Source organism: Streptomyces sp. NPDC002476 (assembly GCF_042889785.1).
In the GTDB taxonomy this organism is placed as follows: domain Bacteria; phylum Actinomycetota; class Actinomycetes; order Streptomycetales; family Streptomycetaceae; genus Streptomyces.
Genome location: NZ_JBIARH010000005.1, coordinates 134,760 through 150,024, shown reverse-complemented (window position 1 = coordinate 150,024; position 15,265 = coordinate 134,760). Strand labels below are relative to the sequence as shown.

The following is a 15,265-nucleotide window of genomic DNA, read 5'->3' as shown; positions in this document are numbered from 1 at the left end:
TTGCCGGGGTGTCTCCCCGTGTGTTGCCGGGGGTGTCTGCCTGGTGATTGCGGGAGGGGGGTCCGGGATCTTTCGCCCGGGTCCTCCGTATGGGGCGCTCCGGTCTCGGACGGTCCGCAGCCGGTCGTGTACCCCTGGCCGCCTCCTCGCGCGGCCAAGGCGGCGCATTTGTCCAAAAAATACAACTAGTGCGGAATGGCTGATTGAGTGCTTTACTCCTTTCTTAGGTTTAGATGCCGATACCGTCACATGTGCGGTTGTTGCAGGGATCTGACGGCATGAATGGCTGGATGTCTCATACAGAGGGGTAGCCAGGAATGGATGGACTGACGCGGCTCCGTGCCGTGACGAGGGGACCCGGGGGAGGCCGGCCCCGGTGGCCGTCGTCCCGCCCCGGGGCGCACGGGGATGCGAGGCCCGGTACGGCGGCGGGTGCGCACGGGGACGGACGTCCCGGACCGAGACGGAAGCCGGGAGGATTCTGAATGGCCATCAAGCCCGCACGACCTGCCAGGCCCGCACGGCGGGGGCGGCACAGAAAGCGCCGCTCGCTCACCGGACTCGTGGTCATGGCGGTGCTGACAGGGTTCAGCGCCGCCGCGGCCCCGCTGCTCACCGCCCCCGCCTCGTACGCGGCGGCCGGTGACCCCTTCGACCCGGCCGATCCGACGGTCTTCGTCGGGCAGGAGGTGCCCACCCGCCTCTACAAGGCGATCACCGGGGCCTCCGGGAGCGTGACCTTCCAGCCCGAGGGGACGGCCAGAGCCGGACTCAACTACAACGCCATCAGCTACAACACAGCGGACAACTATCTGTACGGGGTGGTCTCGGGCGGGTCGACCGCCATGCCGGCCGGCTCGATCATCCGGATCGGGCAGGGGGGCGCCGTCACCCGCGTGGGCAACGAGGCCGTGGTGGGCTCGGCGAACTGGGGGTCGTTCGCCCCTGACGGCGGTTTCTACGTGGGCTCCACCGCCACCGACGTGGCTTACCGGGTGGACGTCGCCACCGGCAAGGTGACCTCGAAGATACAGCTGCCCGCGGTGCCTACTGGCTCCGACCTCACGTACGCGGACGGCTACTTCTGGGGCGTGGACCCGAGCGGACGGATGGTCCGTGTCGATCTCCTGGGCGCGACCAAGAGGGTCACATTGCTGGGCGCGGCGGTTCCGGCGACCTCCAGCGGATATGGCGCGGCCTGGACGTTCGGCAACGGCAACATCGGCGTCTCCGACAACGTGAGCGGCACCGTCTACCAGATCCGGATCACCAACCCGGGTGCGGCCAGCCCGACGTTCACCCGCGTCTCGTCCTCGCCCGGCCCGAAGAGCGGCAACAACGACGGCGCGGCCTCTCCCGGGCTGCCCACCGACCTCGCGGTCGTGAAGAAGGGCCCCGAGACCCTCAAGCCGGGGACCCCCGTCACCTACACCCTGACGGTGAAGAACAACGGGCCCGGCAACTCCAGTGGCTACACCGTCACCGACGCCGTTCCGGCACCGCTCACCAACGTCAAGACCTCGACGCCGGGCTGCACGGTGGCCGGCAACACGGTGACCTGCGTCGGCGGCCGCACCCTCGCGGGGGCGGAGAACACCATCACCATCACCGCGGACAGTCCGGCCGGGATGACCGAACCGGTGACCAACACCGCCACGGTCGTCGCCAACGAGAAGGACCCGACCCCGGAGAACAACGAATCCTCGACCGAGGGATCCCCCTTGGCCCCGGGACTGTCCGTGCGCAAGACGGCCGACCCCGACACCGTGAAGGCCGCGGGCGAGAAGATCACGTACTCGTTCGTGCTGACCAACACCGGGAACGTGGAACTGAAGGACCTGGCCGTCAAGGAGACCAAGTTCTCCGGCACCGGCACCGCGCCGGTGGCGCAGTGCCCGGACGGCCCGCTGGCCCCGGGCAAGAGTGCGACCTGCACCGCCACCTACACGGTCACGCAGGAGGACATCGACGCGGGTTCGCTGGAGAACACGGCCACCGGCACCGGCACCCCGCCGGACGGGGGGGACCCCGTGGAGTCGCCACCGTCCGAGGCGAAGGTCTCGGCGCCGCCCGAGCCCGCTCTGACGGTCGTCAAGTCGGGGAAGTCCGAGAAGCCGGGCGATCTGGTGGCCGGTGAGAAGGTCTCCTACGAGTTCGCGGTGACGAACACGGGCAATGTGACGCTGAAGGACGTCAAGGTGAACGAGGGTGAGTTCACCGGGACCGGCAAGCTGTCCGATGTTGTCTGTCCGGCCGACGCTGGTTCGCTGGCGCCTGGTGCGAGTGTGACGTGTACGGCGTCGTACGAGGTGACGCAGGCGGATGTGGACGCGGGGTCGATCAAGAACTCGGCCACGGCCACGGGGACCCCGCCCGGTGGGACCGAGCCTCCGGTGTCGCCTCCGTCGGAGGTCGAGGTTCCGGCGCCTTCGAAGCCTGACCTGAAGGTCGTCAAGACGGCCACGACGGAGAAGCCCGGCGAGTTGGTGGTGGGTGAGAAGGTCGGCTACGAGTTCGCGGTGACGAACACGGGCAATGTGACGCTGAAGGACGTCAAGGTGAACGAGGGTGAGTTCACCGGGACCGGCAAGCTGTCCGATGTTGTCTGTCCGGCCGACGCTGGTTCGCTGGCGCCTGGTGCGAGTGTGACGTGTACGGCGTCGTACGAGGTGACGCAGGCGGATGTCGATGCGGGTTCGATCAAGAACTCCGCGACGGCCACGGGCACCCCGCCCGGCGGTACCGAACCCCCGGTGTCGCCTCCGTCGGAGGTCGAGGTTCCGACGCCTTCGAAGCCCGCACTGACCGTCGTCAAGACGGCCACGACGGACAAGCCCGGCGAATTGGCCGTCGGTGAGAAGGTCGAGTACGCGTTCCTCGTGAAGAACACCGGCAACGTCACGCTGAAGGACGTGAAGGTGAACGAGGGTGACTTCACCGGTAGCGGGAAGCTGTCGGATGTGGTCTGTCCTGCCGGGGCGGGTTCGTTGGCTCCGGGTGGGAGTGTGACGTGTACGGCGTCGTACGAGGTGACGCAGGCGGACGTGGACGCGGGTTCGATCAAGAACTCCGCGACGGCCACGGGCACCCCGCCCGGCGGTACCGAACCCCCGGTGTCGCCCCCGTCGGAGGTGACGGTTCCGGCGCCCCAGGAGCCCGCATTGACCGTCGTCAAGTCGGCTTCGACCGAGAAGCCCGGCGAGCTGGTGGCCGGCGAGAAGGTCGACTACGCCTTCGTGGTGACGAACACCGGCAATGTGACGCTCAAGGACGTCACCGTGAAGGAGGGTGACTTCACCGGTACGGGCAAGTTGTCCGAGGTGGACTGCCCCGATGGGGCGGCGTCCCTGGCGCCCGGTGTGAACGTGACGTGCACGGCGACCTACGAGGTGACGCAGGCGGACGTGGACGCGGGTTCGATCAAGAACTCGGCCACAGCGACGGGTACGCCGCCCGGTGGGACCGAGCCTCCGGTGTCGCCCCCGTCGGAGGTGACGGTTCCGGCGCCTCCGAAGCCCGACCTGACGGTCGTCAAGACGGGGAAGGCCGAGAAGCCCGGCGAGCTGGTGGCCGGTGAGAAGGTCGAGTACGCGTTCCTCGTGAAGAACACCGGCAACGTCACGCTGAAGGACGTGAAGGTGAACGAGGGCGAGTTCACCGGGACGGGGAAGCTGTCCGATGTCGACTGCCCCGACGAGGCTGCGAACCTCGCGCCCGGCGCGAGTGTGACCTGTAAGGCGACCTACGAGGTGACGCAGGCGGACGTCGACGCGGGTTCGATCGAGAACACGGCGACGGCCACGGGTACCCCGCCCGGTGGCACCGAGCCTCCGGTGTCGCCCCCGTCGAAGGTGAAGGTCCCGGCCACCGGTGAGGGACGGCTCGACCTGGTCAAGACCGCCAAGCCGGTCGACGTCAACAAGAACGGCAGGACCGATGCCGGTGACCGCATCGAGTGGACGCTGAAGGTGTCCAACAAGGGCACCCGTACCGTCACCGACATCAAGGTGTCGGACCCCACCGCGGGCCAGGTGACCTGCCCGGCGACGAGCCTGGCACCGGGAGCGTCGATGGACTGCACCGCCCCGGCGCACACCGTCACCGCCAAGGACGTGACGAACGGAAAGGTCGTCAACAAGGCAACCGCCTCCGGGAAGTCGGGCGACAAGGAGGTCTTCTCCCCCGAGGCCAGCTCCACGGTGAAGATCACGTCGGGCGGCAAGCCCGCCGGACCGGGTGTCCCGAACGGACCGGGTGCCCCGAACGGGCCCGGCACCCCGTACGTCCCGGGAACCGGACCGGTCCCGCCGGCCCACAAGCCCTCCGGGTGGCTGGCATCCACGGGTGCGCAGGCACTCACCCTCCTCGGGGTCGGTGGCGCGCTGCTGGTCACCGGTGGACTCGTCCTCGGCGCCGGCAAGCGACGACGCCGCACCAACTGACCGAAATCCATGGAGGGTTGAGAAGGGGCTGATTCAGAACCGACTCGACCGCACCTACCGGCGCCCGCCGGGCTCACGGAACCGACCGTGAGCCCGGCGGGCGCCTCCACGTTTCCCGGACGGCTCCTCCCGAGGAGGGAGAGCCCTTAAGGGCCGCCCCTCACTTTTGCGCAGGGGCGGTTCGTCCCGGCGGACGACGTGGCGGTCGCAGGTCGTTTCGTAGCGTGTTTCCGCAGCGTGCCGCCACACCGCGGACGCGGCCGGCCCCGGGACGGGGTGGGGAAAACCCCACCCGAAGACGGGGCCGTGCACCAGCGCGCCGGACCTGCGTGAACAGCAGGCTGTACGCGACCACCGCGACCACCGCGACCGCGCGACATCCCGACCACCGCGACACCTCGAACACCGCGACATCCCGAGCACCGACCGAAATAGGAGAAATACCGTGACAACGGCTGTGACCATTCCCAGGCATGGGGGCACTGGAGGGCGTACGGCCGTCGCCGCACGAGCACGGCAGGTCGTCAAGGCGTACGGGGCGGGGGAGACCCGGGTCGTCGCGCTCGACCACGTCGACGTCGACATCGACCGCGGTCGGTTCACCGCCATCATGGGCCCGTCCGGGTCCGGCAAGTCGACTCTGATGCACTGCCTGGCCGGGCTGGACACCGTGACCTCCGGCCAGATCTTCCTCGACGAGACCGAGATCACCGGGCTCAAGGACAAGAAGCTCACCCAGCTCCGCCGCGACCGGATCGGTTTCATCTTCCAGGCGTTCAACCTGCTGCCCACGCTCGACGCGCTGGAGAACATCACCCTGCCCATGGACATAGCCGGGCGCAGGCCCGACCCGGCCTGGCTCCAGCAGGTCGTGGAGACGGTCGGTCTCGCCGGGCGGCTGAAGCACCGGCCGGCCGAACTGTCCGGCGGCCAGCAGCAGCGGGTCGCGGTGGCCAGGGCGCTCGCCGCCCGGCCCGAGATCATCTTCGGTGACGAGCCCACCGGGAACCTGGACTCGCGGGCCGGCGCCGAGGTGCTGGGCTTCCTGCGCAGGTCCGTCGACGAGCTGGCCCAGACCATCGTCATGGTCACCCACGACCCGGTGGCGGCTTCCTACTCGGACCGGGTGCTGTACCTCGCCGACGGGCGGATCGTCGACGAGATGCGCGCCCCGACCGCCGACCAGGTCCTGGACCGGATGAAGGACTTCGACTCGCGCGGGCGGACGTCATGACGGTCTGGAAGACATCGAGACGCAACTTCCTCGCGCACAAGGGACGTATGGCGCTCTCCGCCGTCGCGGTCCTGCTGTCGGTGGCGTTCGTGTGCGGCACGCTCGTCTTCACCGACACCATGAGCACCACGTTCGACAAGCTCTTCGCCGCGACCGCGGCCGATGTCACCGTCAGGCCCGAGAAGCCCGAGGACGACGCCCCGCCCCAGGGAAACGGCAGGCCCGCCACCGTGCCCGCCACCGCCGTCGAGCGGGCGGCCCGGGCCACCGGCGTGCGGCACGCCGAGGGCGCCGTGGTCAGCACCTCCGTCACTGTCGTCGACAGCCACGACAAGAACATCGGCTCGACCACGGGCGCCCCGACCATCGCGCGCAACTGGACGAAGAACGACCTGCGTTCGATGGAGATCACCTCCGGTCACGTGCCGCGCGGCCCGACCGAGGCGATGGTCGACGCCGACACCGCCGACAAGCACCACCTGAAGCTCGGCGACACCCTGCGCACCATCACCGCCCACGGCGACCTCGTGACGAGGATCAGCGGCATCGTCACGTTCAAGGTCACCAACCCCGGTGCGGCGGCCGTCTACTTCGACACCGCCACCGCGCAGAAGAAGCTGCTCGGCGCGCCCGGAGTCTTCAGCGTCGTCTTCGTGACCGCCGAATCCGGCGTCGCCCACACCGAGTTGAAGAAGAACGTGGCCGCCGCGCTCGGCACGACCTCCGGGTACGAGCTCCAGACCCAGAAGGAGGCCATGGACGCCAGCAAGGACTCGATGGGCTCCTTCCTGGACGTCATGAAGTACGCGATGCTCGGCTTCGCCGGGATCGCCTTCCTCGTCGGCATCTTCCTGATCGTCAACACCTTCTCGATGCTGGTCGCCCAGCGCACCCGTGAGATCGGGCTGATGCGGGCCATCGGATCGAGCCGCGAGCAGGTCAATCGCTCCGTGCTGATCGAGGCGCTGTTCCTCGGTCTCGTCGGCTCCGTCCTCGGGGTCGGCGCCGGGATCGGCCTCGCCGTCGGGCTGATGAAGGTCATGGGTGCCGTGGGCATGCAGCTGTCCACCCAGGACCTCACCGTCGTGTGGACGACCCCGGTGGCCGGGCTGGTGCTCGGTGTCCTCGTCACCGTCGTCGCCGCGTACGTCCCGGCCCGCCGTGCCGGGAAGATCTCCCCGATGGCCGCGCTGCGCGACGCCGGGACCCCCGCCGACGCGCGCACCGGACGGTTCCGGGCCGTGATCGGACTGGTCCTCACCCTCGGCGGTGGCGCCGCGCTGTACGCCGCGACGCGGGCCGACGAGTCGGGCACAGGCGCGCTGTGGCTCGGCGTCGGCGTGGTCCTCAGCCTGGTCGGCTTCGTCGTGATCGGGCCGCTGCTGGCCGGGTTCGTGGTCCGGGTGCTGAGCGCGGTCCTGCTGCGGGCCTTCGGTTCCGTCGGCCGGCTCGCGGAACGCAACGCCCTGCGCAACCCGCGCCGCACCGGAGCGACCGGTGCCGCGCTGATGATCGGCCTCGCCCTGGTGGCCTGCCTGTCGGTCGTCGGCTCCTCCATGGTCGCCTCGGCCACCGACGAACTCGACAAGTCGGTCGGTGCCGACTTCGTCGTCCAGCCGAAGGGGGGCTCGGGCTCGCTCCTGGTGGACCAGGCCGCGAAGGCCGTGGAGTCCGCGCCGGGCATCGAGCACTTCACCGAGTACAAGCTCGTCGGCGCCCGGCTCACCACCCCGGACGGCGCCGTCGAGAAGGGCGCACGCCTGTCCGCCGCCGACCCCACCTACCCGGAGGACCTCCGTCGCGAGACCGTCGCCGGGAAGATCGCCGACGCGTACGGCCCGGACGCCATGTCGGTCGGGGAGAAGTTCGCCGCCGACCACCGCATCGAGGTGGGCGACCGGATCACCGTCGCGTTCACGGGTGGTGAGACGGCGAAGCTGAAGGTCGCCGCCATCACCTCGGACGACGCGACCGTCGACCGGGACTCGATGTACGTCAACATCACGACCGCCGCCCGGTACCTCCCCGCCGACGCCATGCCGGACAACATGCTCATGTTCGCCAAGGCCGTGGACGGCAAGGAGAAGGAGGCGTACGACGGGCTGAAGAAGGCCCTCGCCCCGTACCCGCAGTACGAGGTGCGCAACCAGGCGGACTTCAAGGAGATGGTGGAGGACCAGATCGGCCAGCTGCTGAACATCGTCTACGGGCTGCTGGCGCTCGCGATCATCGTCGCGGTGCTCGGCGTGGTGAACACCCTGGCCCTGTCCGTGGTCGAGCGGACCCGTGAGATCGGCCTGCTGCGCGCCATCGGTCTCTCCCGGCGCCAGCTGCGGCGGATGATCCGGCTGGAGTCCGTGGTCATCGCGGTCTTCGGTGCCCTGCTCGGCCTCGGTCTGGGCATGGGCTGGGGCACGGCGGCCCAGAAGCTGCTGGCCCTGGAGGGGCTCGGTGTCCTGGAGATCCCGTGGCCGACGATCCTCACGGTCTTCGTCGGATCCGCCTTCGTCGGCCTGTTCGCGGCCCTGGTCCCGGCGTTCCGGGCGGGCAGGATGAACGTCCTGAACGCGATCGCCACCGACTGACGCGACGGCCGTCATCTGATGCGACGGCTGCGACCCGACACGAGGGGCTCGATCAACGCCGACGTAGGATGACTGGCCGGCCCCGGGGTGTTCCTCCAAACACCCCGGGGCCGTTGTCGTGTCAGGCCGTGTCATGAAGTGCCGTGGCGTGTCGTGCGGGGGCGGCGTGCCGTGTCCGTGCTGCCCGGATGTTCCCCATGTGCGGGGCACCGGTTGCACGAAGCTGCCGCGGGCCGTGCAGCAAGCTGACACGACCGGGCCCGCTCGCGCCCCCTCCTCGCTGGCATCGTCGTCCTGCCGGGGACCCCCGGCAGGAGGTACCAGCCGAAGGGGAAAACGTGTTCGATTCTTCGCTTTCACGGAAGCCCGCCGCCCTCGCACGCACCGCCACCGTCGGCGGACTCGCCCTCGCCGCGTTCGCGTTCACCGCGGGTACGGCCAGTGCCGGTACCGTCCCCGCCGAGCGGTCCGCCGCCCCGCAGAACGCCGCCGCACAGGCCGCCCTCCCGCGGGCCGGGGCCGGCGAGGACCTTCCCGCGCACCTCGTCCAGCGGGTCTGTGCGGAGCTGGCGGCGATCGTGGCCCAGCTGCCCGAGTCCTCCGCACCCGCGCAGGTGTGCATGCTGGTCAACGGCTGGGACTAGACCGCGGTGATGCGGTTTCAGCTACTGGGTCCGCTGACCCTCACGGACGGCCCCGACGCCGTCGTGCTCCAGCCGTCGAAGCCGACGATCCTGCTGGCGGCACTTCTGCTGCACGCCAACACCGTCGTGTCCGCCGACTACCTCCAGCAGGCCGTGTGGGGGCAGGAACAGCCGGCCACCGCCAAGGCCGCGCTCCAGACCTGCGTACTGCGGCTGCGCCGGCTGTTCACCAAGCACGGGGTGACCGAGACCTCGATCGAGGCGGTGCCGGGCGGCTACCGGATCACCGCCGGACCGCACACCCTCGACCTGCTCGGTTTCCGGGAGCAGGTGCGGCGGGCCGAGATCCTGTCGCACCACCCGGAGGCGGAGCTGTGCGAGCTCAAGGACGCGCTGTCGCTGTGGCAGGGCTCCCTGCTGGCCAACGTGCGCTCCGACGTGCTGCACCGGGACGAGGTGCCGCGCCTGGCCGAGGAGCGGCTGCGGAGCGTGGAACGGGTCTGCGACCTGCTGCTGGTGCTGGGACGGTACGGCGAGGCCCTCGTCGAACTATGGACTGCTACGCGCGTATACCCGGGTCACGAGCGGCTCCACGAGCAGTTGATCGAGGCGCTGTACCGTACGGGCCGGCAGACCCAGGCCCTCGCGGAGTACCGCAGGGTGAAGGGGTTCCTGCTCGACGAACTGGGCGTCGATCCCTCGCCCGCTCTCCAGCAGCTGGAACTCGCGATCCTGCGCGGTGAGAACCTCGGCGCCGCCGCCACCGCTGCCGTCACGGGCACGGGTGCGGGCGCGCGGATTCTCGAAGGGCCCGTGGTCACGGCGGCGGGCCCCGCGGCGCTGCCGCCGGCCGGCGCCGCGGCCGGGTCCGGAGCGACCGGCGCCGCCGTGATCGAGGCCGCTACGACCCCGAACGGAGCGGTGGCCGTCGGCACGGCCCCGCCGGGAGCGGCCACCGGCGCCGACTCGTCCGGAACGGTCACCGACGCGGGCCTGCCCGGAGCGGTTGCCGGCGCGGCCGGGCCGCCCACGGTCTCGCCGGTGCCGAACTTCACCGGACGGGAGGCCGAGACCGCCGCGACGGCCGCCCGGCTCACCGCCCCGCTCGGCGACGCCGCCGAGCACCCGCCCACCGTGCTGGTGTCGGGCGCTCCCGGCATCGGCAAGTCCGCGCTCGCCCACCACGTCGCACACCTGACGCGGGATCACTTCCCGGGCGGCCGGGTGCTGGTGCGGATGACTCGGCCGGACGGCGAGCCCCGCGACCCCGCCGCCGTCCGGGCGGAGGTGGCGGCGGCCCTGCGTGCCGCACCGGACGGGGGACGGGTCCTGTTCGTCCTCGACGACGTCGTGGACGCCGACCAGGTGCGCCCGCTGCTGCCCGCCGTCGCGCGGGCTCAGGGGGCGGTGATCGTCACCAGCCGGATGGGGCTCGCCGGGCTCGTCGCCACGCACGGCGGCTGGGTGCAGCGGCTGTCCGCGTTCACCGGGGCCGAGTCGTACGCGCTGCTGCGGTCCGTGCTGGGGTCCGAACGCGTCGAGGCGGAACCGGACGCCGCTCGTCGGCTGACCGGGCTGTGCGGCCATTTCCCGCTCGCCCTCAGGATTCTGACCGCGCGTGTGCTGACCCGGCCCGGGCTGCGGCTCGGTGACGCCGTCGACTGGCTCGGCGACGACCCGCTGGCCCGGCTCACGCTCACCGACACTCCGGGCCTGTCCGTGACCGCCGTCCTCGACGGCGCGCTGAAACGGCTCGACCCCAGGCTGTCCGAGGCGTTCCTCCGGGTGGCCGCGACCCCCGGGGACGGCTTCGGGCCCGAGGACGTCCCCGCCGTCACCGAGGCGGTCCTGGAACGGCTCGCCGACGCCGGGCTGTTGGAGGACGGCCCGCCGGGCCCCTACCGGATCCACGCACTGCTCCGCGCCCACGCACGAAGAACCGACCAGGAACGCATCCGCCGCACAGAGAAGGTGTGACCCCCATGGCCGAGACCCCCGAGAGCACCCAGAAGACCGCCGGGAGCACCCCCGGGACCACTGGCGGTGCCACCGGGACCGCTGCGACCGCCCCCGCGTCGCCCGCTCCCGTGTCCACCGCCACGTTCGACGTGCTGGCCGCCACCCGGCCGCGCATCCGCCGGGACGTGCTGTTCACCGAGACCCCCGGCGGGGTGCTCTTCCACAACGCCGACGGCGGGTTCCACCTGGCCGGTCGCACCGCCTACCGCTTCGCCTCCCTCGTCGTCCCGCACCTGACCGGCCACCACCGGCTCGCCGATCTCTGCGCGGGCTTCGGACCGGCCCAGCGGGCGATGGCCGCGGAGCTCGTCAAGACGTTGTACGAGCGGGAGTTCGCCCGCGACGTGCCCCAGCCCGGCACCGGGGCCGAGGCGGTGCCGGACGAGGTCGCGGAGCGGTTCGCCGCGCAGATCGCCTACGTCGACCACTACGCCGACGGCGCGCCCGAACGCTTCGCCCGCTTCCGGGCCACCCGGGTCGCGGTCCTCGGCGACGACGAGATCGCCCGCTGGTGCGCGCTGAGCCTGCTGCGCAACGGGTGCGTACGGATCGGTACGACCACGGAGTTCGCCGACGTGACCGCCGAGGCGGGCCGGGTCGCCGCGCGCGCGGAGCGGATCGCCGCCGGGGCGGGGGCCGGCTGGGCGGAGCTCGACGGGTACGACGTCGTGGTGGTGACCGGAGCCGGGGCCGGGCCGCGCACCCACCGGCTGCTGGCCGCAGGGGTGCCCGAGGGCCGGACCCTGGTCCCGGCCTGGCTGTTCGGCGAGCGCCTGGTGGTGGGGCCGCTCGCCACCGCGGCCTCCACCGGCTGCTGGTCCTGCGCCGTGCTGCGGCTGGGCGGCAACGTGGCGGCGGGGGAGGCCGCCGAGCTGTGGAGCCAGGCGGCGGGCGCCGCGCCGGAGTCCCGGGACACCCTGTCCGGGCCGGTCGCCGCGATGGTGGGCAACCTCCTCGGCTACGAGGTCTTCCGCCTCACCACCGGCGCCCTGCCCGCCGAGACGGACCGCCAGGTCCTGATCCAGGACCTGGCGTCGCTGGACGTGATGGCCGAGCCGGTCCACCCGCATCCGCGCTGCGGGCGCTGTGCCGCCCTGGACGACCGCGAGCCCGCCGCCGTCCTGCCCGAGGGCCTGGCGCTGCCGGTCACCCCGACCGTGGAGACCGCCCGTGACGCGGAGGCCATGGTCGACGAGCTGAACCGGTACAGCGCGGCGCTGGTGCGTCCGCACACCGGGATCCTGCGGCGCTGGGACGACGAGGCGCTGACCCAGACCCCGCTGAAGATCAGCCGGGTCGAGGTGGCGCTCGGGGCCGGGGAGCGGCGGCGGATCGCCGCCTTCGACGTGCACCACCTGGCGGGGGCGCGGATGCGGGCCCTGTACGCGGCGGCGACCGCGTACGTGGAACACGTGGTGCCCCTCGGCGCGGCCGGGGGCGCGGTGGCGGACCGGGTGCTCGGTCCGGACGCGCTGACCACCGGCGGAGGCACCGGGGCGCTCCCGGACACCTGGACCGTGGCCACCTCGCTGATCGGCAAGGAACCGGTCCGGGTGCCCGCCGCGGCCGTGCGGACGTTCGGGGCGCACAACCGGGAGCGCGTCCATCTCGCGACGACCGCCGGTGCGGGCGCGGGTGCGGACGAGCGGGAGGCGGCCGGCACCGGTCTGATGTCCGCGCTGGCGCACGACGCGCTGCTGCGGGCGCTCCGGGGCACGACAGAGGTCCGCCCGGTCGCCGCCGACGGGGACGATCCGGAGCTGGCGTTCCTGCTGAAGTCCGCGGCCAACCTGGACCTCTCGGTGGAACTGCTGGACCTGGGCGAGGGCGGGCGCACCTCCGCGCAGGTGGTGCTGGCCCGGGAGGCCGACGGCGGGAACGGCCGGGGGCGCTGGGCGGCCGGAGCGGGGCTGTCGCGGCGTGCGGCGGCCTGCGCGGCGCTGCGGGACCTGCTCGGGCAGGCCCAACTGGCCGCCGAGGACCCGGAGTCCCCGGTCGACACGGGCGACCCGCTGGTCCGTGACCTGGCGGCCGGATCCATCGCGGTGACCGGCGGCCCGGTCGCGGTCGACGGTCCAAGGACCACGTTCGACGCGATCCTCGACCGGCTCGCGGACGCGGGGCGCGACGCCCTGTACGTGCCGACCACCCCGGCCGATCTCGCCGGGGGCGGCATCAGCACCGCCCGGGTGCTGCTCACGGTCGACGGCGGCGCGGCGGCCCCCGGGGCCGCGGGCGCGACGGGCACGGCCGGTGACGGTGCGTCGGACGGCGAGGGCGGGCCCGATGTCCGTTGAGACCCCGGTCCGGCAGGACCCCCCGCCGGTCCGTTCCGCGCGCGCCCTCGCGGCGGCGCTCCGGGACGCGCTGGCCCGGCACGGGACGCCGCCCCCGCTGGACGTGGCGCCGCTCGGCGTGCGCGACGCCTTCGCGGACGGGGCGCCGGGCCGAGCGATGGACGAGCCGCCCGCCCCGGCCGCTGAGGCCGACGCGGGCACCGTGGCCGCTGCGGCCGCTCAGGGCGCCCCCGATCCCGCCGTGCCCGTCCGGTTCTACGGCCGGCACGCGGTGGTCGGCCCCTTCGCGCCCCGGGGGAGCGGCGGGCAGGGTGGCGGCCGGACGTGCGTCCACTGCCTGGAGCGGCGCTGGCAGGCGGTCCGTTCCGTCGCGCTGCGCGAGGCGCTGGAGCTGGGCTCGGGCACCAGGGCCGCCGGGGAGTCCCCGTACGTCACCCCGTTCGCCGCGCACGCCCTCGCGGGGCTGATCGCCGCCCGGCTGGCCGGCGACGGGCCGGGGACCGGCGTCCGCCCGGCCGTGCACCTGGTGGACCTGGAATCCCTGACGGTGCGGCACTACCCGCTGGTGCCCGACCCGGAGTGCCCGCGCTGCGCGGTGCCGGAGGCCGACACGGCCGAGGCGGCGGCGCTCACCCTGCGCCCCGCGCCCAAGCGCCGCCCCGGCGGCTTCCGGGTGCGGGACATCGGGACGTACGACCTGCCGATGGAGCCGTACGCCAATCCGGTGTGCGGGTCGCTCGGCCCCTCCGTGGTCCAGGACGTCTCCTCCACCTCCACGTCCGCCACCATCGGCTGCTTCTCCATGCGCTCGGGGGAGTACCTGCGCGAGACGTTCTGGGGCGGCCACGCGGACACGTTCGCCGAGAGCATGCGGATCGGTGTGCTGGAGGGACTTGAGCGGTACGCGGGCATGCGGTCCCGGGCCAAGCGGGCCGGGACGACGGACTCCCTGGACGCCCTGAGGGCCCGCGGCGAGCACGCGGTCGATCCCAGGGTGTGCGGGCTGTACTCGGACGACTTCCACCGAGCCAACCCCCGGGTGGTCCCGTTCGCCCCGGACCGCCCCATCCCCTGGGTGCAGGGCTGGTCGCTGCGCGACCGGCGCACGGTTCTGGTGCCCGAGGTCCTCACGTACTACCACGCGCCCGGTCTGGAGAACCGGTTCGTCCAGGAGAGCTCCAACGGCTGCGCCTCCGGCGGCTGCCTCGAAGAGGCCGTCTACTTCGGGCTGATGGAGGTCGTCGAGCGCGACGCGTTCCTGCTCGCCTGGTACGGCCGGGCCGCGCTGCCGGAGATCGACGCGGCCACCAGCCGCCGCCCCGCCACCCGGCAGATGATCGACCGGCTGGAGATGTACGGCTACGAGGCCCGCTTCTTCGACACCCGGATCTCCTTCCCGATCCCCGTCGTCACGGGCGTGGCCGTGCGCCGGGACGGCGGGCCGGGCCTCATGTGCTTCGGCGCCGGGGCCGGGCTCGACCCGGAGGCGGCGCTGGCGGGCGCGCTGTGCGAGATCGCCACGGACGCGGTGAACCTGCGCCGCCGTACCGAACGCGACCTGGAACGGCTGCGCGCCATGGCCGCCGACTTCGACCGGGTGGAGGCGCTGCACGACCACCCGCTGGTCTACGGACTGCCCGAGATGGGCCACCACGCACGCTTCCTGCTCGGCGGACCGGGCGAGCCCCGCCCCCCGAAACGGTCCTTCGACACGCTGTACGGGGACGGTTCGGTGCTGCCGGTCTCCGACGACCTGCGGGAGGACCTGACCCGGTGCGTGGACGCCGTCACCGCCGCCGGGTTCGACGTGATCGTCGTCGACCAGACCATGCCGGAGCAGCGTGAACTGGGGCTGACCACGGTCAGCGTCCTGGTGCCGGGGCTGCTGCCGATCGACTTCGGCTGGAGCCGTCAGCGGGCGCTCGGCATGGACCGGCTGCGCACCGCCCTGCGCGTGGCCGGGCTGCGCGAGCACGACCTGGCCGATGCCGACCTCAACCCGGCCCCGCATCCCTTCCCATGACCGCCGGTCCCGCACCCCTTC

The 15,265-nt window shown here is 72.3% G+C and carries 7 protein-coding genes; all 7 read left to right on the top strand.

All coding sequences use genetic code 11. The features are described from left to right. The first annotated feature begins 485 nt into the window (after window positions 1-485). Window positions 486-4,442, top strand: coding sequence for a DUF6923 family protein (locus ACFYXM_RS07960; RefSeq protein ID WP_389287916.1), 3,957 nt, complete (start codon window positions 486-488; stop codon window positions 4,440-4,442). Between the two features lie 445 nt (window positions 4,443-4,887). After that, on the top strand, window positions 4,888-5,676 hold the full coding sequence (locus ACFYXM_RS07955) for an ABC transporter ATP-binding protein (RefSeq protein ID WP_389287914.1): 789 nt from the start codon (window positions 4,888-4,890) through the stop codon (window positions 5,674-5,676). Next, complete coding sequence (locus tag ACFYXM_RS07950; RefSeq protein WP_389287912.1) at window positions 5,673-8,261, top strand: ABC transporter permease; 2,589 nt, start codon at window positions 5,673-5,675, stop codon at window positions 8,259-8,261. The genes ACFYXM_RS07955 and ACFYXM_RS07950 overlap by 4 nt, the downstream gene beginning before the upstream one ends. Window positions 8,262-8,599: 338 nt before the next feature. Then, the gene (locus ACFYXM_RS07945; RefSeq protein ID WP_389287910.1) at window positions 8,600-8,905 is read left to right on the top strand and encodes a hypothetical protein; all 306 of its coding nucleotides are present in this window, start codon (window positions 8,600-8,602) and stop codon (window positions 8,903-8,905) included. A 9-nt stretch (window positions 8,906-8,914) separates the two neighbouring features. Then, window positions 8,915-10,882, top strand: a complete 1,968-nt coding sequence (locus ACFYXM_RS07940; protein ID WP_389287908.1) for a BTAD domain-containing putative transcriptional regulator — start codon at window positions 8,915-8,917, stop codon at window positions 10,880-10,882. Between the two features lie 5 nt (window positions 10,883-10,887). Further along, window positions 10,888-13,221 (top strand): TOMM precursor leader peptide-binding protein, encoded by a 2,334-nt coding sequence (locus ACFYXM_RS07935; protein WP_389287906.1) that lies wholly within the window; start codon window positions 10,888-10,890, stop codon window positions 13,219-13,221. Further along, window positions 13,211-15,244, top strand: coding sequence for a TOMM precursor leader peptide-binding protein (locus ACFYXM_RS07930; protein WP_389287904.1), 2,034 nt, complete (start codon window positions 13,211-13,213; stop codon window positions 15,242-15,244). The genes ACFYXM_RS07935 and ACFYXM_RS07930 overlap by 11 nt, the downstream gene beginning before the upstream one ends. The last annotated feature ends 21 nt before the right edge of the window (window positions 15,245-15,265 follow it).